Origin of the sequence: Actinoallomurus sp. NPDC052308 (genome assembly GCF_040679195.1) — a bacterium.
Classification (GTDB): domain Bacteria; phylum Actinomycetota; class Actinomycetes; order Streptosporangiales; family Streptosporangiaceae; genus Actinoallomurus; species Actinoallomurus liliacearum.
Genome location: NZ_JBFAUM010000030.1, coordinates 35,751 through 60,309, shown reverse-complemented (window position 1 = coordinate 60,309; position 24,559 = coordinate 35,751). Strand labels below are relative to the sequence as shown.

General features: G+C 71.8%; 21 protein-coding genes and 1 pseudogene. 15 read left to right on the top strand and 7 right to left on the bottom strand.

Features of this window, described 5'->3' with window-relative positions; all coding sequences use genetic code 11:
- Positions 1 to 8 precede the first annotated feature (8 nt).
- From hrpA to AB0L00_RS38955, 3 genes and pseudogenes are all read right to left on the bottom strand, one after another.
- Complete coding sequence (gene hrpA / locus AB0L00_RS38965) at positions 9 to 3,875, bottom strand: ATP-dependent RNA helicase HrpA (RefSeq protein ID WP_364442561.1); 3,867 nt, start codon at positions 3,873 to 3,875, stop codon at positions 9 to 11.
- A gap of 178 nt (positions 3,876 to 4,053) precedes the next feature.
- Positions 4,054 to 4,761, bottom strand: coding sequence for a peptidoglycan editing factor PgeF (gene pgeF / locus AB0L00_RS38960; protein ID WP_364442560.1), 708 nt, complete (start codon positions 4,759 to 4,761; stop codon positions 4,054 to 4,056).
- Positions 4,762 to 4,925: 164 nt separating this feature from the next.
- Positions 4,926 to 5,949 (bottom strand): annotated as a pseudogene (locus AB0L00_RS38955) (NAD-dependent epimerase/dehydratase family protein).
- Positions 5,950 to 6,114: 165 nt separating this feature from the next.
- Here AB0L00_RS38955 and AB0L00_RS38950 point away from each other — a divergent pair.
- From AB0L00_RS38950 to AB0L00_RS38900, 11 genes are all read left to right on the top strand, one after another.
- Positions 6,115 to 6,915: a CoA transferase subunit A gene (locus AB0L00_RS38950; protein ID WP_364442558.1), complete on the top strand. Its 801-nt coding sequence runs from the start codon at positions 6,115 to 6,117 to the stop codon at positions 6,913 to 6,915.
- On the top strand, positions 6,912 to 7,547 hold the full coding sequence (locus tag AB0L00_RS38945; RefSeq protein ID WP_364442557.1) for a CoA transferase subunit B: 636 nt from the start codon (positions 6,912 to 6,914) through the stop codon (positions 7,545 to 7,547). The genes AB0L00_RS38950 and AB0L00_RS38945 overlap by 4 nt, the downstream gene beginning before the upstream one ends.
- Positions 7,544 to 8,215: a protocatechuate 3,4-dioxygenase subunit beta gene (pcaH, locus tag AB0L00_RS38940; RefSeq protein WP_364442555.1), complete on the top strand. Its 672-nt coding sequence runs from the start codon at positions 7,544 to 7,546 to the stop codon at positions 8,213 to 8,215. Before AB0L00_RS38945 ends, pcaH begins: the two co-directional genes overlap by 4 nt.
- Before the next feature lie 71 nt (positions 8,216 to 8,286).
- Complete coding sequence (gene pcaG / locus AB0L00_RS38935; RefSeq protein ID WP_364442607.1) at positions 8,287 to 8,820, top strand: protocatechuate 3,4-dioxygenase subunit alpha; 534 nt, start codon at positions 8,287 to 8,289, stop codon at positions 8,818 to 8,820.
- Complete coding sequence (gene pcaB / locus AB0L00_RS38930; RefSeq protein WP_364442553.1) at positions 8,801 to 10,180, top strand: 3-carboxy-cis,cis-muconate cycloisomerase; 1,380 nt, start codon at positions 8,801 to 8,803, stop codon at positions 10,178 to 10,180. Before pcaG ends, pcaB begins: the two co-directional genes overlap by 20 nt.
- Complete coding sequence (gene pcaD, locus AB0L00_RS38925; protein WP_364442552.1) at positions 10,177 to 10,929, top strand: 3-oxoadipate enol-lactonase; 753 nt, start codon at positions 10,177 to 10,179, stop codon at positions 10,927 to 10,929. Before pcaB ends, pcaD begins: the two co-directional genes overlap by 4 nt.
- Positions 10,926 to 11,303, top strand: coding sequence for a 4-carboxymuconolactone decarboxylase (pcaC, locus tag AB0L00_RS38920; RefSeq protein WP_364442551.1), 378 nt, complete (start codon positions 10,926 to 10,928; stop codon positions 11,301 to 11,303). Before pcaD ends, pcaC begins: the two co-directional genes overlap by 4 nt.
- 122 nt (positions 11,304 to 11,425) lie before the next feature.
- Positions 11,426 to 11,887 (top strand): hypothetical protein, encoded by a 462-nt coding sequence (locus AB0L00_RS38915; RefSeq protein WP_364442550.1) that lies wholly within the window; start codon positions 11,426 to 11,428, stop codon positions 11,885 to 11,887.
- A gap of 83 nt (positions 11,888 to 11,970) precedes the next feature.
- A complete protein-coding gene (locus AB0L00_RS38910; protein ID WP_364442548.1) occupies positions 11,971 to 12,753 on the top strand; it encodes an IclR family transcriptional regulator in 783 nt (260 codons plus the stop codon).
- 55 nt (positions 12,754 to 12,808) lie between these two features.
- On the top strand, positions 12,809 to 13,972 hold the full coding sequence (locus AB0L00_RS38905; RefSeq protein ID WP_364442547.1) for a 4-hydroxybenzoate 3-monooxygenase: 1,164 nt from the start codon (positions 12,809 to 12,811) through the stop codon (positions 13,970 to 13,972).
- 41 nt (positions 13,973 to 14,013) lie between these two features.
- Positions 14,014 to 14,652, top strand: a complete 639-nt coding sequence (locus tag AB0L00_RS38900) for a LysE family translocator (RefSeq protein ID WP_364442546.1) — start codon at positions 14,014 to 14,016, stop codon at positions 14,650 to 14,652.
- Between the two features lie 43 nt (positions 14,653 to 14,695).
- Here the strand turns inward: AB0L00_RS38900 and AB0L00_RS38895 are convergent, their stop codons facing one another.
- The 4 genes from AB0L00_RS38895 to AB0L00_RS38880 all read right to left on the bottom strand — a co-directional run bounded on the left by AB0L00_RS38895 (position 14,696) and on the right by AB0L00_RS38880 (position 18,293).
- The gene (locus tag AB0L00_RS38895) at positions 14,696 to 15,550 is read right to left on the bottom strand and encodes a fused MFS/spermidine synthase (RefSeq protein ID WP_364442545.1); all 855 of its coding nucleotides are present in this window, start codon (positions 15,548 to 15,550) and stop codon (positions 14,696 to 14,698) included.
- Positions 15,551 to 15,642: 92 nt separating this feature from the next.
- Positions 15,643 to 16,794 (bottom strand): acetyl-CoA C-acetyltransferase, encoded by a 1,152-nt coding sequence (locus tag AB0L00_RS38890; RefSeq protein ID WP_364442544.1) that lies wholly within the window; start codon positions 16,792 to 16,794, stop codon positions 15,643 to 15,645.
- Between the two features lie 60 nt (positions 16,795 to 16,854).
- Positions 16,855 to 17,472 (bottom strand): TetR/AcrR family transcriptional regulator, encoded by a 618-nt coding sequence (locus AB0L00_RS38885; RefSeq protein ID WP_364442543.1) that lies wholly within the window; start codon positions 17,470 to 17,472, stop codon positions 16,855 to 16,857.
- Between the two features lie 20 nt (positions 17,473 to 17,492).
- Positions 17,493 to 18,293: an SDR family oxidoreductase gene (locus tag AB0L00_RS38880; protein WP_364442542.1), complete on the bottom strand. Its 801-nt coding sequence runs from the start codon at positions 18,291 to 18,293 to the stop codon at positions 17,493 to 17,495.
- 49 nt (positions 18,294 to 18,342) lie between these two features.
- On the opposite strand from AB0L00_RS38880, the gene AB0L00_RS38875 reads away from it, so the two are divergent.
- The 4 genes from AB0L00_RS38875 (at position 18,343) to AB0L00_RS38860 (ending at position 24,532) form a co-directional block, all read left to right on the top strand.
- A complete protein-coding gene (locus AB0L00_RS38875; RefSeq protein WP_364442541.1) occupies positions 18,343 to 19,467 on the top strand; it encodes an acyl-CoA dehydrogenase family protein in 1,125 nt (374 codons plus the stop codon).
- A complete protein-coding gene (locus AB0L00_RS38870) occupies positions 19,464 to 20,444 on the top strand; it encodes an acyl-CoA dehydrogenase family protein (RefSeq protein ID WP_364442540.1) in 981 nt (326 codons plus the stop codon). The genes AB0L00_RS38875 and AB0L00_RS38870 overlap by 4 nt, the downstream gene beginning before the upstream one ends.
- Positions 20,445 to 20,609: 165 nt before the next feature.
- The gene (gene dnaE / locus AB0L00_RS38865; RefSeq protein ID WP_364442538.1) at positions 20,610 to 24,179 is read left to right on the top strand and encodes a DNA polymerase III subunit alpha; all 3,570 of its coding nucleotides are present in this window, start codon (positions 20,610 to 20,612) and stop codon (positions 24,177 to 24,179) included.
- Positions 24,176 to 24,532, top strand: coding sequence for a DUF6300 family protein (locus tag AB0L00_RS38860; protein ID WP_364442537.1), 357 nt, complete (start codon positions 24,176 to 24,178; stop codon positions 24,530 to 24,532). Before dnaE ends, AB0L00_RS38860 begins: the two co-directional genes overlap by 4 nt.
- The last annotated feature ends 27 nt before the right edge of the window (positions 24,533 to 24,559 follow it).

The following is a 24,559-nucleotide window of genomic DNA, read 5'->3' as shown; positions in this document are numbered from 1 at the left end:
GGCGGGCTCTAAGGCGCGGTGGCCTGGTCGAGGGCCTTGAGGATGCGTTTCTCCGAGACGGGGTACGCGGTGCCGAGCTGCTGGGCGAAGAAGCTGACCCGCAGCTCCTCGATCATCCAGCGGACCTGCCGGATGTCCGCGTTGCCGGGCCGGGCGTCGCGGGCCCGGATGTAGGCGGCCTCGACCTGCTGGATCCGCTGCATGCGCTGGCGGTCGCCGTACGGGTCGTCGGGGAGCCTGTCGAGCCGGCGTTCGACCGCCCGCAGGTAGCGCAGGAGGTCGGGCAGCCGCCGGCGGCCGGTGGTGGTGACGAAGCCGGGATAGATCAGCCGGGACAGCTGCGCGCGGATGTCGGTCAGCGCGGGGATCAGCGTGGGGCTGTTCGTGCTCTTCAGCCTGCGGTCGATCTGGTGGGCCGCCGCCAGGACGCGCTGTACGTGGGCGAGGACGTCGGCGGCGGTGTCGGCGAGGTCGGCGCGGACGTGATCGGTGAGGCGCCGGAAGCCGGCCTCGTCCCAGGCGGGCCCGCCGCCCTCGGTGATCAGGTGGTCGGCCGCGCAGGCGACGCAGTCGTCGAGGAGCGCCGGGACGCCGCCGTGCGGATTGTGGCTGAGCACCAGTTTGGCCTGGTTGTCCAGCCTGCTCTGCAGGTATTTCAGCGGGGACGGGCTGTTCAGCAGGACGAGCCGCCGGGTGCCGCGCCACATGGCCCGCGCCTGCTCGGCCTCGGTGGCGTAGGTGCGCACGGCCACGCTGTCGACCTCGTCGGTGAGCGCCGGGTACGCCTTGACGCGGCCCTGCTCGTACACCCGCGAGAGCGCGCCGATGTCCCAGGTGCGCAGGCCCTTCCGCTCGATGTCGTCGGCGGCCTTCGACAGCGTCGCGGACACCTTCGGCGCCAGGCGGCGCTTCAGCGCGGCGAGGTCCTTGCCCTCGGCGAGGGTCCGGCGGCGGTCGGTCACCCGATAGGTGATCTTCAGGTGGTCGGGGACGCGGGACAGGTCCCAGGCCTCGCGGGGGACCGTGACGCCGGTCATCGCGCGCAGCTCGCGCTCCAGGGCGTCGAGCAGCGGTCCCGAGCCGGGGGTCATGCGCGCCAGGACCTCGCGGGCGACGTTCGGCGCGGGGACGAAGTTGACGCGCAGCTGCTTGGGCAGCGACCGGATCAGCTCGGTCACGAGGTCCTGCCGCAGTCCCGGAATCTGCCAGTCGAACTCCTCGCCGCCGACCTGGTTCAGCACCGGCAGCGGGATGTGCACGGTCACGCCGTCGGCGTCCGTACCCGGCTCGAACTGGTACGACAGCGGGAACCGGTGCCCGTCCGCCTGCCAGGCGTCCGGGTAGTCGGCCTGGCTGACCTCCCCGGCGGCGTCGTTGACCAGCATGGAGGTCGAGAAGGTGAGGCGCTGCGGGTCGTCGCGCTGCGCCTTCTTCCACCAGGCGTCGAAGTGGCGCGCGGAGACCACGTCGGCGGGGACGCGCTCGTCGTAGAACGCGAAGAGGGTTTCGTCGTCGACCACGATGTCGCGGCGGCGCGCCCGGTGCTCCAGCTCCTCGGCCTGCTCGAGCAGCCGCCGGTTGTCGCGCAGGAACCGGTGGTGGGAGTCCCAGTCGCCCTCCACGAGCGCGTGGCGGATGAACAGTTCCCGGCACAGCTCCGGGTCGATCCTGGCGTAGTTCACCTTGCGCTGCGCGACGATCGGCACGCCGTACAGCGTGACCTTCTCGTACGCCATCACGGCGCCCTGGTTCTTCTCCCAGTGCGGCTCGCTGTAGGTGCGCTTGACCAGGTGGTCGGCGAGCGGCTCGACCCACTCGGGCTCGATCTTGGCGGCCATGCGCGCCCACAGCCGGGACGTCTCGACGAGCTCCGCCGCCATCACCCAGCGCGGCGGCCGCTTGGCGAGCGCGGAGCCCGGGAAGACGGCGAACCGGGCGTTCCGGGCGCCGAGGTACTCGCGCGGGCCGCGCCGGGCGTCGTCCTTGCCGCTGGTCTTCTTCTCGGTGTCGAGCAGGCCGATGTGCGACAGCAGGCCCGCCAGGAGCGACACGTGGACGCGCTGCGGGTCGGCGGGGGTGGTGTTCAGGGTGACGCCGAGGTCCTTGCCGACCTGCCGCAGCTGACCGTAGATGTCCTGCCACTCGCGGATGCGCAGGTAGTGGAGGTACTCCTGCTTGCACAGCCTGCGGAACTGGTTGCCCGACAGCTCCTTCTGCTGTTCTCTCAGGTAGTTCCAGAGGTTGAGGTAGGCCAGGAAGTCCGACTCCTTGTCGGCGAACCGGGCGTGCTGCTGGTCGGCGGCGGCCCGCTTGTCCGCCGGGCGCTCGCGCGGGTCCTGGATCGACAACGCGGCCGCGATGACCATGACCTCGTGCACGCAGCCGTTCCGGTCGGCCTCCAGCACCATGCGGGCCAGCCGCGGGTCGACGGGCAGCTGCGCGAGCTTGCGGCCCAGCGACGTCAGCCGCTCACCGTCGAGCGCGCCGAGCTCCTGCAGGAGGTTCACGCCGTCCTTGACGTTGCGGCGGTCCGGCGGGTCGATGAAGGGGAAGTCGAGGATGTCGCCCAGGCCCAGGTCCGTCATCTGCAGGATGACCGAGGCGAGGTTGGTGCGCAGGATCTCGGCGTCGGTGAACTCCGGGCGGGCGAGGAAGTCCTCCTCGGAGTACAGCCGGATGCAGATGCCCTCGGAGACGCGGCCGCAGCGGCCCTTGCGCTGGTTGGCCGACGCCTGCGAGACAGGCTCGATCGGCAGCCGCTGGACCTTCGTACGGTGGCTGTAGCGCGAGATGCGGGCGGTGCCCGGGTCGATGACGTACTTGATGCCCGGCACGGTCAGCGACGTCTCGGCGACGTTGGTGGCCAGGACGATGCGCCGGCCGCGGTGTGCCTGGAAGACCCGGTGCTGCTCGGCCGTCGACAGCCGGGCGAACAGCGGCAGCACCTCGGTGTTCTTGAGTTTGCGCTTCTCCAGGGCGTCGGCGGTGTCGCGGATCTCCCGCTCGCCGGACAGGAACACCAGGACATCGCCCGGCTGTTCCAATGCGAGTTCGTCCACCGCCTCCAGGATCGCCTGGACCTGGTCGTCGTCCTCCTCGACCGGCCGGTAGCGCACCTCCACCGGGTAGGTGCGGCCGGACACCTCGATGATCGGCGCGTCGTCGAAGTGCTTGGAGAACCGCTCGGGGTCGATCGTCGCCGAGGTGATGATCACCTTGAGGTCGGGGCGCTTGGGCAGCAGGCGCTTGAGGTAGCCCAGGATGAAGTCGATGTTCAGGCTGCGCTCGTGGGCCTCGTCGATGATCAGCGTGTCGTAGCGGCGCAGCATCCGGTCGCGGGACATCTCCGCCAGCAGGATGCCGTCGGTCATGAGCTTGACCAGCGTGTCCTCACCGGAGTGGTCGGCGAAGCGCACCTGGTAACCGACGGTCTCGCCCAGCTCGGTGTCCAGTTCCTCCGCGATCCGGTCGGCGACCGTCCGCGCCGCCAGCCGGCGCGGCTGGGTGTGCCCTATCAGCCCCTTGACGCCCCGGCCGAGCTCCAGGCAGATCTTGGGCAGCTGGGTGGTCTTGCCGGACCCGGTCTCACCGGCGACGATCACGACCTGGTGGTCCGCGACGGCCTTGAGGATCTCGTCCTTCTTCTGGCTGACCGGCAGCGCCTCGGGATAGGTGACCGCCGGGATCGAGGCCCTGCGGCGGGCGACGCGGCGCTCCGCGGCCTCCACCTCCGCGGTGACCTCCGCGAGGATCTTGTCCCGGGCCTCGGCGGCGCGCACCTTGCGCAGTCCGTCGAGACGACGACGTAGCCGATGCCGGTCGCGCAGCATCAGCTCGGGCAGGCGGGTCTGCAGGTCGGTAATCGAAGATCCCATCGCAACCGGAAGGATAGGCAGGCAGCCGGACAAGTCCAGCCTCCGGCGTCCACCGTGCCCGATCGGCGGACATCGCGCCACCCGATTTCCGCCGCCCTCAGGCCGGCGGACCGGGGCCACCGTTCCAACACCGGTTCGTCGTGATCTGTTCCAGGACGACGAACGGTGCCGGATCTCCTCAATCCAGCCAGATGAAGGCCGCGAACCGGCCGGTACGGCCCTCGCGGCGGTAGGAGTACAGCTCGGGGCTCTCGATGGTGCAGCGCGCGTCGTGCCGTACGTCGGTCACACCGGCGGCGGTGAGCTGGGCGGTGATCCCCGCTCTGACGTCCAGCGCGGGCGTCCCCTGACGGGTCGTCGACCAGGCGGCGGGCAGCACGGCCGCCACCTCGTCCCGCAGCTCGGCGGACACCTCGTAACACGAACCGCAGGCGTTCGGGCCGATCAGCGCGACCATCCGGGCCGGGTCGGCGCCGCGCCCCGCCATCGCCTCGACCAGCGCGGGTACGACCCCGGCGGCCGTGCCCGCGCGGCCCGCGTGGGCGCCGCCCACCAGCCGCGCGACCGGGTCGGCGACCAGCACCGGCGCGCAGTCGGCGACGAGCACCGCCAGCGCCAGGCCCGTCTCGTCCGTGTAGACGCCGTCGAGGGCCGGTGGATCGTCGCCGAACGGCCCGGTGACGTACCGGACGTCGGCGCTGTGCACCTGACGCATGTAGACCACCCGCTCGACACCGAGCTCGGCCGCCGTCTTGGCGCGGTTCTCCCGGACCATGGCCGGATCGTCTCCGACGCCGCCCCCGAGGTTGCGCGAGTCGTACGGCGCGGCGCTCGTCCCGCCCGACCGGTCGGAGATGACGGCGCCCACACCATCGGCCAGCTGCATCAGCCGCTCCTCCTCACTTCCGCCCCGACGTTATCAATCAACCGCCCCGATCACCCTTCCCGCGTAACGTCCGCCGGCGCGTCCGACCCGTCGGCGGGGCCGGCTCGTCGTGGACTCCGTCCGCGCCGACGGCCGGGGCATCGTCGTCGAGAGGGTGAGGGGCCTCAGCCGGCGCCGGTGCCGTGTGCCGCCGCCCAGGCGTTGAGGACGCGGCGCTCCTTCTCCGGAGCGATGCCCTGGCCGCCCTCCGTGGCCCGATCCGCGGTGATGTTCTCCTCGCGGATCCAGGACCACATGTCGCGGACGGTGTCGGCGACCGGGCGGCAGCGCAACCCCTCCTCGAGAGCCTTCGCCGAGGACGGCAGCCAGACGCCCGCGTCCTCGGGACCGTCCGGAGTCCACATCGGCAGCTCCGTCCACGCGGCCACGTCGCGTTCGAGGAGGAACGTGTCGTCGACCCAGGTCGGCTCGGCGTCCGACCCGGTGACGCGGACGCACTCGTCCAGGAGCGCGCCGAAGGTGGTGTTGCCCGGTACCCCGCTCACCAGGGACCGGCCGGCCGCCCCGGCCGCCAGGCGGGCCAGGCCGAATTCGGCGATGTCCCGTACGTCGATCAGCTGCATGGCGCGGCCGGGGTCGCCGGGCGCGAGGACCGGCCCGCCGGTGGCGATCCGGGTCAGCCACCACGTCAGCCGCGGCACCTGTTCCTCCGGCCCGATGATCAGGCCCGGGTTCAGGATCAGGACCCGGCCGTCGAATCCGGACTCGACGGCGCGTTCGCACCCGGCCTTGAGGGCGTTGTACGGGACGTCGGCGTCCGGCCCGGCGTCCGGCGGGCACGGCAGGAGCGCGGAACTCTCGTCGACCCGGCGTGCCGGCCAGTCGGCATAGGCGTGGACGGACGAGACGAACAGGTAGGCGCCCGCGTGTCCCGACAGCGCGCGCCGACCGTTCGACGATCCGCGGCACGTACCCGCAGGTGTCGATGACCGCGTCCCAGCGGCGGCCCTCGACGAGCCGGCGCAGGTCCTCGTCGTTCTCCCGATCGCCGCGGATCACCTCCGCTCCGGGCACGTCCGTGCCGCTCCGCCCACGATTGAAGGTCGTGACCCGGTGTCCCTGCCGCAGCGCCTGTGTCACGAAGGCACGGCCGAGGAAGAGGGATCCGCCGATCACCAGAAGTCGCATGTCCTCGATCATGATCACCTCGATCGCCGCGGTGCGCGATGTTCGCGCGCGGCGGACGGCGCACGCCTGTCCGGGGCGGAGTGCGGCACGCCTGCGGAACCTGGGGGTTTCCGCTCAGCGGAAGGCGGCGGCGGCGGAAACGGCGCGGGTTGGCAGGGTGAAGGCATGGACAAGGTGCTTCCCTCGGCGGCGGAGGCGGTGGCGGACATCGGCGACGGCGCGTCGATCGCGGTCGGCGGGTTCGGGCTGTGCGGCGTCCCGTTCACACTGATCGACGCGCTGTACGAACGGGGCAGCTCGGAGCTGTCGATCGTGTCGAACAACTGCGGCACCATCGGACGCGGCCTGGGACGGTTGCTGGACGCCGGCCGGATCACCCGGGCGATGGGGTCCTACGTCGGGGAGAACAAGGAACTCGCCCGTCGCTACCTGTCCGGAGAGATCGAACTCGAGCTCGTACCGCAGGGGACGCTCTCGGAGCGGCTGCGCGCCGGCGGGTGCGGCATCCCGGCGTTCTACACCCCGGCGGGCGTGGGCACGCTCGTCGCGGAGGGCGGCCTGCCGTGGCGCTACGGGCCGGACGGCGACGTGGTCGTGGCCTCCCCGCCGAAGGAGGTCCGCGAGTTCGGCGGCCGGTCGTACGTCCTGGAGGAGAGCGTCCGGACCGACTTCGCGCTCGTCCGCGCCGTGCGCGGGGACCGGCACGGCAACCTGGTCTTCGACAAGGCCGCCCGTAACTTCAACCCCCTGTGCGCCATGGCGGCGCGGACCGCGATCGCCGAGGTCGAGGAACTGGTCGACTTCCTCGATCCGGACGACGTGCACCTGCCGGGGATCTTCGTCCGGCGCGTGGTCGCACTGACCCCGGAGCAGGCCGCGGACAAGCCGATCGAGAAACGCACCGTGAGCGAGGCCGCCGCGGCGAGCGAGAGGGCCCAGCGACCATCGAGCCGGAGCGGGAAATGAGCTGGAACAGGGATGAGATCGCCGCGCGGGCGGCGGCGGAGCTGTCGGACGGGATGTACGTCAACCTCGGGATCGGGCTGCCGACGCTCATCCCCGGACACCTGCCCGCGGGCGTCGACGTGGTGATCCACTCGGAGAACGGCGTGCTGGGTGTCGGCCCGTACCCGGCCGAGGACGAGGTCGACCCGGACCTGATCAACGCGGGCAAGGAGACGGTGACCGTCCGCCGTGGGGCGTCGTTCTTCGACTCGGCGCTGTCGTTCGGGATGATCCGCGGCGGTCACGTCGACGTCGCGGTGCTCGGCGCCATGCAGGTATCGGCCCGCGGTGACCTGGCGAACTGGGCGGTCCCCGGCAAGATGATCAAGGGGATGGGCGGGGCGATGGACCTCGTTCACGGCGCGCGGCGGGTGATCGTGGTGATGGAGCACACCGCCAAGGACGGCGGCCCGAAGATCGTCCAGGAGTGCTCGCTGCCGCTGACCGGGGCGGCGTGCGTCCAGCGGATCATCACCGACATGGGGGTCCTGGACGTCACCCCCGACGGTCTGGCGCTGGTCGAGACCGCGCCCGGCGTGAGCGAGCAGGAGATCCGCGACCGCACCGAACCCCCGATCGGAGTGACCCGATGACCGACCCGAATCCGCCTTACCTCTACCCGCCGTACCGGAGCACGCCGCTGCGGGCGCCGGCCCGGCCGCTGGTGATGCCCGAGTACGGGCCCGATGCGATCGAGCTGGCCGGCCCCGTCTTCGGCCACGAGGAGCTGGGCCTGCTCGACGACGATCTGACCAGGCAGCACTCCGGTGAGCCGCTCGGCGAACGGATCGTCGTCACCGGACGGGTCCTGGACTCCGGCGGACGCCCCGTGCCGGGCGCGCTGGTCGAGATCTGGCAGGCGAACGCCGCCGGGCGGTACGTCCACCTGCGCGAGCAGCATCCCGCTCCGCTGGACCCGAACTTCACCGGCGCCGGCCGCTGCCTCACCGACGCCGACGGCCGGTACCGTTTCGTCACCGTCAAGCCGGGCGCCTACCCGTGGGGGAACCACCACAACGCGTGGAGGCCCGCGCACATCCACTTCTCGGTGTTCGGCACGGCGTTCACCCAGCGGCTGGTCACGCAGATGTATTTCCCGGGAGATCCGCTGTTCGCCTACGACCCGATCTTCCAGTCGATTCCCGACGAGAAGGCCAGGGAACGTCTCATCTCCCGGTTCGACATCGACACCACCGTGCCGGAGTGGGCCCTCGCCTACCAGTGGGACATCGTCCTCGGCGCGACCCCGATGGAGGCCTGATGACCGAGCGAAGCGAGGGCATCGATGAGCACAGCACCTTGGGTGGTCATGGGGCCGACGAAGGAGGTCACATGGCCACCCCCTCGCAGACGGTCGGCCCGTTCTTCGGCTACGCCCTCCCGTACGCCGACGGTCCGTACGTCGTCCCGGAGTGGCGTCCGGACGCGATCCGGATCCGCGGCCGGGTCCTGGACGGCGCCGGCGAGCCGCTGCCGGACGCGCTGGTGGAGATCTGGCAGGCCGACGCGGACGGGAACGTTCCCCGGAGCGGCGGCGCGCTGCGGCGGGCCGGCGAGGACTTCTCCGGGTTCGGCCGCTGCGGGACCGACGCGGCCGGGAACTACCGGTTCTCCACGATCAAGCCCGGCGGCCCGGCCCCGCACATCGCGGTGCTGGTCTTCGCCCGGGGCCTGCTCAAGCCGGTCGCGACCCGCCTGTACTTCCCCGGCGAACCGGGCAACACCACCGATCCGGTGCTGTCCGGGGTGCCGGCGGAACGGCGTGACACGCTCGTCGCGGTGCGGGAGGGCGAGCGGTCCTACCGCTTCGACGTCCACCTCAGTGGAGAACGGGAGACGGTCTTCTTTGAGCGGTACTTCGGCTGATCTGCTGTCGCCGGTCGCCGCCGGCACCGCGGCCGAGGCGGCGACGTCCGCCGAGGCGTGGGTGCGCGCCCTGATCGACGCGGAGGCGGCGCTGGCCCGCGCGCAGGCCCGGCTCGGACTGATCCCCGGTGACGTGGCGCGCGCCGTCGCCGGTGCCCGGATCGACCCGGCCGACCTGGCCGTACGGGCCCGCGGCGCGGGCAACCCGGTGGTGCCCCTCGTCGCCGCGCTGCGCGAGGTCGCCGGCGACCAGGTCCACGCGGGCGCGACCAGCCAGGACATCATGGACACCGCCGCCATGCTGGTGGCGTCGCGCGTCCGCGGGACGATCCTGGCGGACCTCGGCCGTACGGCGGACGCCCTCGCCGACCTGGCCCGGCGGCATCGGGACACTCCGATGGCGGGGCGCACGCTCGGACAGCAGGCCGTGCCCACGACGTTCGGGTTGCGGGCCGCGGGCTGGCTGGCCGCGGTCGCGGAGGCCCGGGACCGGCTCACCGCGGTACGGCTGCCGGCCCAGCTCGGCGGGGCCGCCGGGACGCTGGCCGCGCTCAGGACGACAGAACTGCTGCCGCTGTTCGCCGAGGAGACCGGCCTGGCCGAGCCGGTATTGCCGTGGCACACGCTGCGCACGCCCGTCGCCGAGCTCGGCGGCGCGCTCGCCCTCGTCGCCGGCGCCCTCGGCAAGATCGCCACCGATGTCGTGCTGCTCGCCCAGACCGAGTTCGGTGAGGTCGCCGAACCGGCCGCCCCCGGACGCGGAGGTTCTTCGGCGATGCCGCACAAGCGCAACCCGGTCCTCGCCACGATGATCCGGTCGGCCGCGCTGCGCGTCCCCGCGTACGCCCAGATCCTGTACGCCGCCCAGGCCGCGGGCCTCGACCGGCCGGCGGGGGAGTGGCACGCGGAGTGGCAGCCGTTCAGTGACTGCCTGCGCCTGGTCGGCGGCGCCGCCGAGACCGCGGCCGAACTGACCACGGGCCTGGAGGTGTTCCCGGACCGCATGCGCGCGAACCTCCGCGAGGAGCTCCTCGCGGAGTACGTCGCCGGCCGGCTCGCCGAACGAGACGGCCGGGCGGCCGCCAAGGAGACGGTCGCGCGGGCGGTGCGCGAGGGGCGTCCGCTCGGCGACCTGCTCCCGGAAGGCGATCGCGCGGAGCGGGGCGGGACCACCGGAACCGGTTCCGAGCAGGACGCGGGGGCCGAGGGGCGTGCGGAACCGGAGGACGCCGCCGGCGCCGGTCCCGAACGGAGCGGGCCCGGGGCGGCTTGCGGGGTCGACCTGGCCGCCGTGATCGGCTGCGCGCCCGAACTGGTGGACCGCGCCCTCGACGCCTACGCGAGGAGGAACCGGCGGTGAGCGCGCTGAACCATCGTCTCGACGGTCCGGGGGACGCGCCGGTCCTGGTCCTCGGTCCCTCCCTCGGCACGACGCTCGACCTGTGGCGGCCGCAGCTTCCGGCGCTGACCGCCTCCTGGCGGACCCTCCGGTTCGACCTGCCCGGCCACGACGGCTCCCTTCCGATCCACGGCTCGGTCGCGGACTTCGCGGACGCGGTCGTGGACCTGCTCGACGCACTCGGCGTCGGCCGCGCGGCCTACGCCGGAGTGTCCCTGGGCGGAGCGATCGGCACGACGCTGGCTCTGCGCCACCCGGATCGGCTGACGAGCCTGGCGCTGTGCTGCACCTCCGCTCGGTTCGGGGACGCGGGGCCGTGGCACGAGCGCGCCGCGCGGGTGCGGGCGGAAGGGCTGGAGCCGCTGACCGACATGTTCCTGAGCCGCTGGTTCACCGCCGGTTACGCGGGCCCCGGCGTGGCCGCCGTACGGGACATGCTCCAGCGGATCGACACCGAGGGCTACGCCGCCTGCTGCGAGGCGCTCGCCGGCTTCGACGTCCGGGACCGGCTCGGCGACGTGAACGTTCCCACCCTGGTCGTGGCGGGCGCGGAGGACATGGCCACTCCGCTGGACCACGCCGATGTCCTCGCCGGGGGGATCCCCGGTGCGGAGCTGGTCGTGGTGCCCGGGGCCCACCTGGCCGGCCTGGAATGCGCCGAGCCGGTCACCGAGGCGTTGGTACGCCACTTGGAGAGGACGACAGCATGAGCGAGGGGATGAGGGTTCGCCGGGAGGTCCTCGGGGACGCGCACGTCGATCGCGCGCAGGCGCGTACGACGGAGTTCACCGCCGACTTCCAGGACTTCATCACGCGGTACGCGTGGGGGGAGATCTGGACCCGGCCGGGCCTGGACCGCCGGACGCGCAGCTGTGTCACGCTCACCGCGCTGGTCGCCCGCGGCCACCTGGACGAACTCGCGATGCATGTGCGCGCCGCCCTCCGCAACGGGCTCACCGCCGACGAGATCAAGGAAGTCCTGCTGCAGACCGCGGTATATTGCGGTGTCCCGGCGGCCAACGCCGCCTTCGCGGTCGCCCATCGGGTGCTCGTGGAGGAGGGGCTGTTCGCTCAGAGTGAATGATCGATTTCGCGTCGTGTTCACTCAGAGCGTAATCTGTCGCTCACGCTCCGCGTCGGCGGGTGCGTGATCGAGTTCCCCGATCCCCCCAGGGAACGCTCGGCACGGGAGGTAGGGTCATGGACGTGGCGGACACAGAGCGGCGGATCAACCAGCTGTACAACGACGTCAACGCCATCTACGACCAGCTCACGATCATCCAGCGGACGCAGCAGACGCACGGTCGTCAGCTGGCCTCACAGGGTCGTCAGCTCGAGGCGCAGGGCCGTCAGCTCGAGGCGCAAGGTCTTCAGCTCGAGACACAGGGACGCCAGCTCGACGAGCAGGGCCGGCAGTTGGCGACGCTCACCGACACGGTCACGCGGGTCTGGGCCACCCAGCAGGAGCACGGCGAGCGGCTGAAACACCTGGACAGCGCGGTCGCGGTCCTCGTCGAGCAGGTCGCCGGGCACGACGAGCGGTTCGGCCAGATCGACCAGCGGTTCGGCCAGATCGATCAGCGGTTCGAGCAGGTCGACCGGCGGTTCGACGAGCAGGACAGGAAGCTCGACCTGATCCTCGAGGCGTTGAAGATCGACGCCGGCTGACCGGCTTTCTCGGCGCCCCGCGACCCGGCATCGGGACGCGGGGCGTTGCCTATCGTGAAGGCCTCGGATGAGGAGGCGGGACCATGACGGGCGTCCAGCGCCCGCCCAGCGTGGCGGGCAAGGTGATGGCGATTCTCGAGTCGTTCGTGCCCGGCGGTGTCCGGTTGACCCTCACCGAGATCTGCGCCCGGGCCGGTCTGCCGCTCGCGACGGGACACCGGCTCGTCCGGGAGCTGACCGACGGCGGCTTCCTCGAGCGCCTGACCGACGGGTCGTACCGCATCGGAACGCGGCTGTGGCGCATCGGCGCGCAGGCCTCGGCGGCGCGGAGCCTGCGCGAGCTCGCCCTGCCCCACATGGAGGAGCTGTACGCCGCCACCCACGAGAACGTCCAGCTCGCGGTGCTCAGCGGCGACAAGGCGCTGTACCTCGAACGATTGCGCGGGCCACGGTCGGTGCCGATCGTGACCCGGGTCGCGGCCGAGCTCCCGCTGCACGCCACCGGGGTCGGGAAGGTCCTGCTCGCCTTCGCCGAGGAGGAGTTCGCGGAGAAGGTCATCGCGCGGGGGCTGCCGCCGTACACCGCGCACACCGTCACCGACGCCGACCGGCTGCGGGCCTGCCTCACCGGGATCCGGCGTTGCGGATACGCCGTGACCCGTGAGGAGATGTCCCTCGGGACGTGCTCGGTGGCCGCGCCGGTCCGTGATCCCGGCGGCGCGGTCTTCGCGGCGCTGTCGCTCGTCACCCGCCGGAACGTCGTGGACCTGCGGCGCCTGGTGCCGGCGGTCCTCGCCGCGGCGAACGCCCTGGCCCGGGACGTGAGCGCGCACGGCGGTTCCGCTGAGTGGAAGGACTGGGGGTGACGGCCGGGGCGCCGACGCGAGGATCGTGTCGAAGGACGTCGAAAGAGGATGATCGATGCGCACGCAAGTGGCGATCGCCGGGGCCGGACCGGCCGGACTGCTGCTCTCTCACCTGCTGCGGCTGCGCGGCATCGATTCGGTCGTACTGGAGAGCCGCGACCGCGCGTACGTGGAGCGGCGCCAGCGGGCCGGGTTGCTCGAGCAGGGCACCGTGGACGTCCTTCGCGGCAGCGGCGTCGGTGAGCGGCTCGACCGCGAAGGCCTCACCCATCACGGCCTCGAGCTTCGATTCGGCGGCGCCGGGCACCGGATCCCGCTGTCCGAGCTGACGGGCGGGCGCACGGTGACGATCTACGCGCAGACCGAGATCGTCAAGGACCTGATCGCCGCGCGGCCGGCCGCCGGGGGAGAGCTCCATTTCGAGACCGAGGTCCTCTCGGTGGACCCGAGCGCGCCGTCGGTGACCTACCGCCGTGACGGTCGCGTCGAGACGTTGGAGTGCGACGTCATCGCGGGCTGTGACGGCTTCCACGGGGTCTGCCGCCCGGCGGTTCCGGACACCCGGATCCACGAGCGCGAGTACCCCTTCGCGTGGCTGGGCATCCTCGCCGACGTCCCGCCGTCCACGGACGAGTTGATCTACGCGTACAGCGAGCGCGGATTCGCGCTGCACAGCCTGCGGTCCCCGAAGATCAGCAGGCTCTATCTCCAGGTCGACCCGGCGGAGGACGTCGCCGCGTGGCCTGACGAGCGGATCTGGTCCGAGCTTCGGGCGCGGTTCGCCACCGACGACGGCTGGGAACTGCGGGACGGGCCGATCCTGGAGAAGTCGATCACGCCGATGCGCAGCTTCGTCGCGGAGCCGATGCGGCACGACCGCCTGTTCCTCGCCGGAGACGCCGCGCACATCGTCCCGCCCACCGGCGCGAAGGGCCTGAATCTCGCGATCTCCGACGTCATCGTCCTCGCCGAGGCGCTGGGCGCCTGGTACGACTCCGGCACGACCGAACTGCTCGACGTGTATTCCGACACCTGCCTCCGGCGGGTGTGGCGGGCCGAGCACTTCTCGTACTGGATGACGACCCTGCTGCACAAGGACCCTCGTCAGGACGCCTTCGGGCATCGCCTCCAGCTGTCCCACCTGGAGTACGTGGCCGCGTCGAAGGCCGCCGCGACGACGCTCGCCGAGAACTACGTCGGAGCCGCCCCCATGTTCTGACCCGAGGCGGATCGTGGGCCTCGGGGCGTAGCGTACGGCTCATGATCACGCTCTCCCAGGCGCTGTCCTTCGGCCTCGCCTCCTTCCTCATCATCGTCATCCCCGGACCCAGCGTGCTGTTCATCGTCGGACGCGCGCTGGCGTACGGGCGGCGCACCGCGCTCGTCTCCGTCGTCGGCAACGAGCTCGGTGCCCTGGTCATGGCCGGAGCGGTGGCGCTGGGAATCGGCTCGCTGGTGGAGCGATCCGTGCTGATCTTCACCACGGTCAAGCTGGCCGGGGCCGCCTACCTCGTCCTTCTCGGCGTACGGGCCTTCATGCGCCGGGGCGCGCACGCCGATCTGGCGGCCGCGGCCACCGAGGCACGCGGCGGATGGCGCGCGTGCCTCGACGGTTTCCTGGTCGGGGTGACCAATCCGAAGTCGGTGGTGTTCTTCGCCGCGGTGCTGCCGCAGTTCGTCGATCCGGCACGCGGGCACGTCCCCGTCCAGATGTTCACGCTCGGCCTGATCTTCGTCCTGGTCGCGCTCGCCGCCGACTCGGTGTGGAGCGTCATCGCCGGCATGGCGCGGGCCTGGTTCGGCCGCTCGCCCCGGCGGCTGCGGCTGGTCGGCGGGGCCGGCGGTCTCGCCATGATCGGCCTGGGCCTCGGCGTCGCGGTCACCGGCCGCAAGGACTGAGACGTTCCGGCCGGGTCCGTCGCGCTTCCGGGGCCGGCGACGGTCAGCTCCGGTCGAAGACGCCCTTGGGCGGAGGCGGTGACGGGCGGGCGGTCGCGTCGGTGGCCGGGACCGCCCCGGCTGCGAACCCGACCAGTTCCTCCCCGTCCAGGACCCGTCCCGGGAAGGGGTCCCCGGCGGCGCTGCGGGTGAGCTCCGCCACGGGCGGCGGCGTCCGCCCGGCGATGAGGACCAGGTTGCCGAACCGGCGGCCGCGCAGCACGGCGGGGTCGGCGATGAGAGCGGCCTCCGGGAGCACGGACCGCAGCGTCGCCACCTGCGCCCGGGCGAAGGACAGCGGCGCCCCGTCGGCGACGTTGGCGGCGTACCACCCGCCCGGGCGCAGGACCCGGGCGACGGCCGCGACGAACTCCACGGTGGTCAGGTGCGCGGGCGACCGGGCTCCCGCGTACGCGTCCCCGATCACCAGGTCGAAGGAGTCCTCGGGAGCGCGCGTCAGGACCTCGCGCGCGTCGCCGTGCCGGATCCGGATCCGGTGGCCCCGCTCCAGGGGCAGTTCCCGGCGGACGAACTCGATGAGCGCCGCGTCGATCTCGACGACCTGCTGGGTCGAACGCGGCCGGGTCGCGGCGACGTAGCGCGGCAGGGTCAGGGCGCCGCCGCCCAGGTGCAGCACCCGCAGCGGCCGCCGCGCCGGGGCCGCGAGGTCCACGACGTGGCCGAGGCGCCGTACGTACTCGAAGTCGAGATAGGTGGGGTCGTCGAGGTCCACGTGGGACTGCGGTGCGCCGTCCAGCATGAGGACGTGGGCGCGCGGGCGGTAGGGATCGGGGACCAGCTCCGCGGTGCCCGAGTCGACCTTCGCCTCGACCGTTCGAGCGCTCTGCCGGTGTGCCACCGGCCCACACTAATGGACCTGCTCGGGATGCCGGACGGCCGCGACGCCGGCCTGGTTCGCGACGCCGGCCCGGCTCGCGCGGCGGCCCGGCGTCAGAGGCGTTCGATGACGGTGACGTTGGCCTGGCCACCGCCCTCGCACATGGTCTGCAGGCCGTACCGCCCGCCGGTGCGCTCCAGCTCGTGCAGCAGCGACGTCATCAGCCGGGCGCCGGTGGCGCCGAGCGGATGACCGAGCGCGATCGCGCCGCCGTTGGGGTTGGTCACGGCCGGGTCGGCGCCGGTCTCCTTCAGCCAGGCCAGCACGACCGGAGCGAACGCCTCGTTGATCTCGACGACGTCGATGTCGCCGATCGTCATCCCGGCCTTCTTGAGCGCGTACGCGGTGGCGGGGATGGGGGCGGACAGCATCCGGATCGGGTCCTCGCCGCGTACGGACAGGTGGTGGACGCGGGCGCGCGGGGTCAGGGCGTGGTCGCGTACGGCGCGTTCGGAGGCGAGGAGCAGCGCCGCGGACCCGTCGGAGATCTGCGAGGCCAGCGCGGCGGTCAGCCGGCCGCCCTCGACCAGGGGTTTCAGCGCGGCCATCTTCTCCAGTGACGTGTCGCGGCGGGGACCCTCGTCGGCCGTGACGTCGCCGTACGGGGCGATCTCCCGGCCGAACCGGCCCTCGTCGATGGCGCGGATCGCGCGCCGGTGCGACTCCAGCGCGAACTCCTCCATCTCCGCCCGGCCGATGTCCCACCGCTCGGCGATCATCTCGGCGCCGCGGAACTGCGAGACCTCCTGGTCGCCGTAGCGGGCCTCCCAGCCGCGCGAGCCCGCGAACGGACCGGCGAACCCCAGCTGCGCTCCCGCGACCATCGCGTACGCGATCGGGATCTTCGACATGTTCTGTAGGCCGCCCGCGACGACGAGGTCGCAGGTGCCGCTGAGCACGGCCTGGGCGGCGAAGTGCACCGCCTGCTGCGAGGAACCGCACTGGCGGTCGACGGTCACGCCCGGGACCTCCTCCGGCAGCCCCGCCGCCAGCCAGCAGGTACGGGCGATGTCACCGGCCTGCGGCCCCACCGTGTCGACGCATCCGAAGATCACGTCCTCGACCGCCGCCGGGTCGACGCCGGACCGTTCGACCAGCGCCGTAAGCACGTGCGCGCCGAGATCCGCCGGATGCACCTCGGCCAGTCCGCCGTTCCGCCGGCCGACGGGAGTACGGACCGCCTCGACGATGTACGCCTCCGCCATCACACGCCTCCTGCTCCTACTGGGTCGCCGGAGGGCATGGCCGGCCCCACGGCCTGTCTCCTACTCGTGCTGGATCCCCCCGAGGACCATGGCGAGGTACTGCTCGGCGATCTGTGCGGCGGTGAGCCGCCCACCGGGCTGGTACCAGGTCGCCGCCACCCACACGGTGTCGCGGATGAAGCGGTAGACCAGGGCGGTGTCCAGGTCGGAGCGGAACGCGCCCTCACGGACGCCGCGCTCGAGCAGCGTCATCCACATCTCCTCGAACCGCCGCCGCGACTCGGTCAGGTACGCGAACCGCGGACCGGTCGCCAGGTGCCGCGACTCGTTCTGGTACATCACGACCGCCGGCCGGTGCCGGTCGATGCAGCCGAACGACTCGGCGACGAGGGCGGTGAGCGTGTCGCGCGCGCCCAGGTCCGCGGCGAGCACGCGGTCGTACGCCGCCCACATCTCGTTCAGGAAGGTCGAGAGGATCTCATCGGCCATCGACTCCTTGGAGTCGAAGTGGTAGTAGAGGCTGCCGCCGAGGATGCCGGCGGCGTCCGCGACCTCCCGCACGGTGGTGGCGGCGTATCCGCGGGTGGCGAAGACCTCCGCGGCGGTGGCGAGCAGTTCGGCCCGCCGCTCGGCTCGGGCGGCGGCGGTGCCCTCGGCGTCACGCCGTCGTGGACTCATGGGACTTCCTCGGAGCTGACTCAGGGGTGCTGGCTGGAGACGGCGACGACCTCGCCCGTCATGTACGACGAGTAGTCGGTGGCCAGGAAGACGATAACGTTGGCCACCTCCCACGGCTCGGCGTACCGGCCGTACGCCTCCCGGCGCGTCAGCTCCGTCAGCAGCTCCTCACTCGTCACCTTCACCAGGTGCGGGTGCATGGCCAGGCTGGGCGCCACCGCGTTGATCCGCACGCCGTACTCCGCAGCCTCCAGCGCGGCACAGCGGGTCAGCGCCATCACCCCGGCCTTGGCCGCCGCGTAGTGCGACTGCCCGCGCTGCGCCCGCCAGCCGATCACCGAGGCGTTGTTCACGATCACGCCGTGCCCCTGCTCGCGCATCACCCGCAGGGCCGCCCGCGTGCAGCGCATGGTGCCGCCGAGGGTGACGTCCAGCACCCGTGACCACTGCTCGTCGGTCATCTCCACGAGATCGGCCGTCCCGCCGAGGCCGGCGTTGTTGACCGTGACGTCGATCCGGCCGAAGCGCTCGGCGGCCACGGCGAACAGCGCCCGCACGTCGCCCTCGGAGGTCACGTCGCACGGGACCGCGGCCACCGACTCCGCGCCGAACTCCCGTTCCAGGTCGGCCAGCGACCGGTCGAGCCGTCGCTCGTGCGCGTCGCTGATCACCACCCGCGCGCCCTCCTCCAGGCAGCGCCGGGCCGTCGCCCCGCCGATGCCCGCGCCGGCCGCCGCCGTCACCACCACGACGCGGTCGCGCAGGAGTCCGTGACCGGGGACGGGCGTCGCCCGGGTGGAGGGAATGCCGGTCTCGCTCACGTGAGTTACTCTACCAAACAGTTGTTAGAAAGAATTGAGGCGGACGGCCATGGATCTCGACCTGTCGTCGGTGGAGCCCTTCCGGGCCGAGGTGCGCGCCTGGCTGCGCCGCAACGTTCCCGCGACGCCGCTGCCGTCGCTGGAGACCGAGGAGGGCTTCGCCGCCCACCGGGAGTGGGAGCGGACGCTCGCCGCGGCCCGGCTGTCCGTGGTCTCCTGGCCGGAGGCGTACGGCGGCCGGGGCGCGTCACCGCTGGAGTGGCTCGTCCTCGAGGAGGAGTACTACGCCGCCGGCGCCCCGGGACGGGTGAGCCAGAACGGCATCAACCTGCTCGCCCCGACGCTGTTCGCCCACGGCACCCCCGACCAGCTGGAACGCGTCCTGCCGCCGATGGCCTCCGGCGAGGTGATCTGGGCCCAGGCGTGGTCGGAGCCCGGCGCCGGCAGCGACCTGGCCGCCCTGCGGGCGACCGCCACGCGCGTCGACGGCGGGTGGCGGCTGAACGGGCAGAAGACCTGGAGCTCCCGCGCCGCCTTCGCCGACCGCGCGTTCGGGCTGTTCCGCTCCGACCCCGCGGCCGAACGCCACCGCGGGCTGACCTACCTGATGTTCCCGCTCGACGCCGACGGCGTGACCGTACGGCCCATCGGGCGGCTCGACGGCAAGCCCGCGTTCGCCGAGCTGTTCCTCGACGACGTGTTCGTGCCCGACCGGGATGTCATCGGCGCGCCCGGCCAGGGCTGGAGGGTCGCGATGAGCACCGCCGGCAACGAGCGCGGTCTCACCCTCCGCAGCCCCGGCCGGTTCCTCGCCGCCGCCGACCGCCTCGTGGCCCTGTGGCGCGAGCACGGCGCCGACCCGCTGCTGCGCGACCGCGTCGCCGAAGCCTGGATCAAGGCGCGCGCCTACCGGCTCAAGGCGTTCGAGACGATCTCCCGCGCCGACGACGTCGGCGCCGAGGCCAGCGTGAACAAGGTCTTCTGGTCCGAGCTGGACGTCGAGCTGCACGAGACCGCGCTGGAGATCCTGGGGCCGGACGCGGAGCTCGAGGGGGACTGGCTGGAGGGCTATGTCTTCTCCCTCGCCGGTCCGATCTACGCCGGCACCAACGAGATCCAGCGCAACGTCATCGCCGAGCGCGTCCTCGGCCTGCCCAAGGAGGCGAGGAGATGAGGTTCGTCCTCGACGCCGAGCAGCGCCTGTTCGGCGACACCCTGCGCAAGCTCCTCACCGAGGCTGGCACGCCCGCCCTGATCCGCCGGTGGGCCGCCGGCGACCACGACCGTGCGCTGTGGTCCGCGCTCGCGGAGGCCGGGGTGTTCGCCCTCGCGGTGCCCGAACGCCACGGCGGCGCCGGGCCGCTCCCGGTGGAACTCGTCGTCGCGGCGCACGAGCTGGGCCGCCACGCGGTACCCGGCCCGGTCGTCGAGACGCTCGCCGCGGCCACGCTCCTCGACGGGACCGGCGACGCGGGCCCGGCCGCCGAATGGCTGCCGCGGATCGCCGAGGGCGAGGCCGTCGTCTCACTGGTGTCTCCGGGCCCGGTCCGCCGCGCCCTCGACGTGGACGCCGCCGACCTGGTCCTGCTCGCGGACGGCGCGGACCTGTGGTCGGCGGCGCCCGACGGTCCCGCCGTACGCTCCCTGGACCCCGCACGCCGGCTGTTCCCCGTGCGCGCGGCCGAGCGCCTGGCGGCCGGACCGGCCGTGCGCCGGGCCGCCGCGGCGGCGTACGACCTGGCCGCGCTCTCCTGCGCCGCGCAGTTGCTCGGCCTGGGTCGGGCGTTGCTCGACGCGACGGTGGAATACGCGCGGACACGTCGGCAGTTCGGCCGTCCGATCGGGGAGTTCCAGGCGGTCAAGCACCAGCTGGCGAACGCCCTGACCGGGTTGGAGTTCGCCCGGCCGCTCGTCTACGGCGCCGCGCTGTCCTTCGGCTCACCGGATCTCCCGCGCGACGTGTCGGCGGCCAAGGCCGCGGCCTCCGACGCGGCCTACGCCGTCGCCCGGATCGCCCTGCAGGCGCACGGCGCGATCGGCTACACCGACGAGTACGACCCGTCCCTGTGGATCCGCAAGGTACGGGCGCTGCGCTCGGCCTGGGGCGCCCCCGCCGAGCACCGCGCCCGCGTCCTGGCCGCGCTGCCTTGACACCCCGGCCGCGCGCCGGGGCCGGCATCCCCGATGACGGGGGAGACCGCTCGTCTTGTTTCACAACCGTAAGTTGTCGCAGGTCGGGCTGTTGGTTGTTGGACAACCCGTCCTTACCTTCGGTCGAATGTCGGACGTCCATGACGCCGTACAACCGAAGGGAGTGTGGCGGTGGATTCGTTCGTCCATCTGCACGTCCACACCGAGTACTCGATGCTCGACGGCGCCGCGAAGGTCGGGCGCCTCATGGAGGAGGCGGGCCGCCTGGGGATGCCGGCCGTCGCGATGAGCGATCACGGCAACGTGCACGGGGCGTACGAGTTCTACCACTCGGCGAACAGAGCGGGCGTCAAGCCGATCATCGGCATCGAGGGCTATGTCGCTCCCGCGTCCCGGTACCACAAACAGGCCGTGTACTGGAGCGACAACCTCTCACTGCGCAGGTCCGACGATGACACCGGTGCGGGCGGGGACGTCGCCGGCCGTGGCCTCTACACCCACATGACGATGTGGGCCGCCGACGCCGAGGGCCTGCGGAACCTGTTCCGCCTCCAGTCGCGCGCCTGGCTCGAAGGCCACGTCCAGAAGTACCCCCGGATGGACGACGAGCTTCTCGCCGAGCACGGCAGGGGGATCATCGCCACGACCGGCTGCCCGTCGGGCGCGGTGCAGACCCGGATCCGCCTCGGGCAGTACGACAAGGCGGTCGAGACCGCCGCGACGTACCGGGATCTCTTCGGCAGGGACAACTACTTCCTGGAGCTGATGGACCACGGCATCCCCATCGAACGCCGGGTCCGCGACGACCTCCTGCGCCTGGGCGAACGGCTCGGCCTGCCACCGCTGGCCACCAACGACTCCCACTACGTCACCGAGGACCAGGCGGGTGCGCACGACGCGCTCCTGTGCATCGGCACCGGCAAGCAGCTCGCCGACCGGAACCGCTTCCGGTTCTCCGGCTCCGGCTACTACCTCAAGACCGCCGAGGAGATGCGGTCCCTGTGGGACGGCCAGGTTCCCGGCGCCTGCGACAACACCCTCCTGATCGCCGAACGCGTCGGCGACTACGGCGAGGTCTTCGCCCACCGGGATCTCATGCCGAGGTTCCCCGTCCCGGACGGGGAGAGCGAGTCGTCGTGGCTGCGGAAGGAGACCCTGGCCGGCGCGCGCCGCCGCTACAAGGGGACCCCGCCGCAGGAGGTCCTGGACCGCATCGACTACGAGCTGTCCGTCATCGACGACATGGGCTTCCCCGGCTACTTCCTCGTCGTCGCCGACATCTGCCGGTACGCACGGGCGAACGGCATCGGACTCGGACCCGGCCGAGGCTCGGCCACCGGCTCCATGGTCGCCTACTGCACCGGGATCACCGAACTCGACCCGATCGAGCACAAGCTGATCTTCGAGCGGTTCCTCAACCCCGAACGCATCACCATGCCGGACGTCGACCTCGACTTCGACGACCGTCGCCGCGACGAGATGATCGACTACGTCACCGGGAAGTACGGCGACGACCGGGTCTGCCAGATCGTCACCTTCGGCACCATCAAGGCCAAGGCCGCAGTCAAGGACGCCTGCCGTGTCCTCGGCTACCCCTACGCGCTCGGTGACCGCATCACCAAGGCGTTCCCCGCCGCCGTCGGCGGCAAGGAGATCCCGCTGTCGGCGATCCACGACGAGAACCACCCCCGCCACGGGGAGGCCGCCGAGCTGCGGAAGATGTACGAGGAGGAGCCGGACGTCAAGCGGGTCGTCGACACCGCCGTGGGCGTGGAGGGCCTGACCCGCGGCACCGGAATCCACGCCGCCGGCGTGATCCTGTCCTCCGAGCCGCTGGTCGACGTCCTCCCCCTGGTGCGGCCGAAGGCCGACGGGCCGATCATCACCGGGTTCCCGTTCACCCAGGCCGAGGACATGGGCCTGCTCAAGATGGACTTCCTCGGCCTGCGGAACCTCACCGTCATCAACGACGCCATCGCCAACGTCAGAGCCAACAAGGGCATCGAGATCGACATCCTCGAAGTTCCTCTCGATGACCGGAAGACCTACGAGCTGCTGGCCCGCGGAGACACTCTCGGGGTGTTCCAGCTCGACGGTGGCGGCATGCGCACGCTCCTCAAGCTGATGCAGCCGAGCGAGTTCACCGACATCGCCGCGGTCTCGGCCCTGTACCGGCCCGGCCCGATGGAGATGAACGCGCACACCAACTACGCGCTGCGCAAGACCGGCAGACAGGATGTCGAGCCGATCCATCCGGACCTGAAAGAGGCGCTCGACCCGATCCTGGGCGACACCTACCACCTGGTGGTCTTCCAGGAGCAGGTCATGGCGATCGCCCAGCAGCTCGCCGGATACTCCCTCGGCGGCGCGGACATGCTGCGTCGCGCGATGGGCAAGAAGAAGAAGGATGTCCTGGACGCGGAGTGGGGCAGATTCTCTGCCGGCATGAGGGAACGCGGCTTCTCCGATGAGGCCGTCAAGGCCGTCTGGGACGTCCTCGTCCCCTTCTCCGGATACGGGTTCAACAAGTCGCACACCGCCGGGTACGGCGTCGTGTCGTACTGGACCGCCTACCTGAAGGCGAACCACCCCGCCGAGTACCTCGCCGCGCTGCTCACCTCGGTCGGTGACGACAAGGACAAGATGGCGGTCTACCTGTCGGACTGCCGCCGCCTCGGCATCAAGGTCCTGCCGCCGGACGTCAACGAGTCCGAACTGAACTTCGCCGCCGTCGGCGAGGACATCCGCTTCGGCCTCGGCGCGATCCGCAACGTCGGCGCCAACGTCGTCGAGGCGATCGTCCAGAGCCGCCGCGGCAAGGGTGCGTTCAACGACTTCAACGACTTCCTGAACAAGGTCCCGACGAGTGTCTGCAACAAGCGCGTCATCGAATCCCTCGCCAAGGCCGGCGCGTTCGACGGCCTCGGCCACCGCCGCAAGGCCCTCGTGCTGATCCACGAGCAGGCCGTCGACGCGGTCATCGACGTGAAACGCAACGAGGCCCGCGGCCAGGACTCCCTGTTCGGCGCGCTCGACGAGCCGGAGGACGAGACCGGCGGCATGTTCTCCGTCGCGATCTCCGAAGAGGAATGGGACAAGAGCAGCCTGCTGACCTTCGAACGGGAGATGCTCGGCCTGTACGTCTCGTCTCATCCCCTCGACGGCGCCGAGCGCGTCCTGGAGGACGCCCGCGACACCACGCTCGCCGAACTGCTCGCCTCCGGTCGTACGGAGGGCTTCGTGCGGGTCGCCGGGATCATCTCCGGCCTGCAACGCAAGATCACCAAGAACGGGGACACCTGGGCGATCGTCAACCTCGAAGACCATGACGCCTCGGTCGAGTGCCTGATCTTCCCCAAGAGCTACGTCCTGTACGGCGAGACGCTGGCCGAGGACCGGGTGGTCACGATCCGCGGCCGTGTCAACGTGCGGGACGAGACGCTGAGCGTCTACGGGGAGGAGGTCACCGTCCTCGACGTCTCCCAGGTCACCGCCGCCGAGCCGCCCGTGGTGATCTCCCTCTCGGAGGCCCGCGTGTCCGCCGACGTCGTCCTCGAGCTGAAACGCATCCTGGACTCCCACCCCGGCCACGCCCCTGTGCACCTGAGGCTGCGGCCGGGGCGCCCCGGCGCGAAGGGCCTGCTGATCGCCCTCGACCGGTTTCGCGTCCAGCCGGAACCGTCGTTCTTCGGGGACATCAAGTCCCTGCTGGGCGCGAACGCGATCGGCGCATGACCGCCGAGCCCACGCGCCACCGCGCGCGGCGACGGCTCTGGACGCACCACGCGTGCCCGCGGTGCGCCGGGGACGTCCTCGCCGTACTGCGGCTTCCGCATGGCTGGCGGACCGAACAGGGCACCGAGGTCACCGGCTTCACGGAGATCGTGCTGTGCGCCCGCTGCGACGTCGATGACCCGATCACCGGGCCGATCGTCACGTTCTTCGCCGTCCATGAGATCGCGACCGACCGGACCGTGGATGTTCTCGCCCGGCTCATCCGGCGGTGGATCGAGAACGCCAGGCCCGCCCGCCTCGACCAGGCGGCCCTCGACGCCGAGATCGACGCCTGGTACCGCGGTGAGCTGTGACCGTGGCCGACCGGCCCGCGGTCCTCC

Coding starts and splice junctions, on each gene's coding strand:
- AB0L00_RS38945 (WP_364442557.1), top strand. CDS start 6,912: ATGAGCTGGAACAGGGATGAGATCGCCGCGCGGGCGGCGGCGGAGCTG.
- hrpA (WP_364442561.1), bottom strand. CDS start 3,875: ATGGGATCTTCGATTACCGACCTGCAGACCCGCCTGCCCGAGCTGATG.
- AB0L00_RS38900 (WP_364442546.1), top strand. CDS start 14,014: ATGATCACGCTCTCCCAGGCGCTGTCCTTCGGCCTCGCCTCCTTCCTC.
- AB0L00_RS38950 (WP_364442558.1), top strand. CDS start 6,115: ATGGACAAGGTGCTTCCCTCGGCGGCGGAGGCGGTGGCGGACATCGGC.
- AB0L00_RS38905 (WP_364442547.1), top strand. CDS start 12,809: ATGCGCACGCAAGTGGCGATCGCCGGGGCCGGACCGGCCGGACTGCTG.
- AB0L00_RS38875 (WP_364442541.1), top strand. CDS start 18,343: ATGGATCTCGACCTGTCGTCGGTGGAGCCCTTCCGGGCCGAGGTGCGC.
- AB0L00_RS38910 (WP_364442548.1), top strand. CDS start 11,971: ATGACGGGCGTCCAGCGCCCGCCCAGCGTGGCGGGCAAGGTGATGGCG.
- pcaH (WP_364442555.1), top strand. CDS start 7,544: ATGACCGACCCGAATCCGCCTTACCTCTACCCGCCGTACCGGAGCACG.
- AB0L00_RS38885 (WP_364442543.1), bottom strand. CDS start 17,472: ATGAGTCCACGACGGCGTGACGCCGAGGGCACCGCCGCCGCCCGAGCC.
- pcaC (WP_364442551.1), top strand. CDS start 10,926: ATGAGCGAGGGGATGAGGGTTCGCCGGGAGGTCCTCGGGGACGCGCAC.
- pgeF (WP_364442560.1), bottom strand. CDS start 4,761: ATGCAGCTGGCCGATGGTGTGGGCGCCGTCATCTCCGACCGGTCGGGC.
- AB0L00_RS38890 (WP_364442544.1), bottom strand. CDS start 16,794: ATGGCGGAGGCGTACATCGTCGAGGCGGTCCGTACTCCCGTCGGCCGG.
- pcaG (WP_364442607.1), top strand. CDS start 8,287: ATGGCCACCCCCTCGCAGACGGTCGGCCCGTTCTTCGGCTACGCCCTC.
- AB0L00_RS38870 (WP_364442540.1), top strand. CDS start 19,464: ATGAGGTTCGTCCTCGACGCCGAGCAGCGCCTGTTCGGCGACACCCTG.
- AB0L00_RS38860 (WP_364442537.1), top strand. CDS start 24,176: ATGACCGCCGAGCCCACGCGCCACCGCGCGCGGCGACGGCTCTGGACG.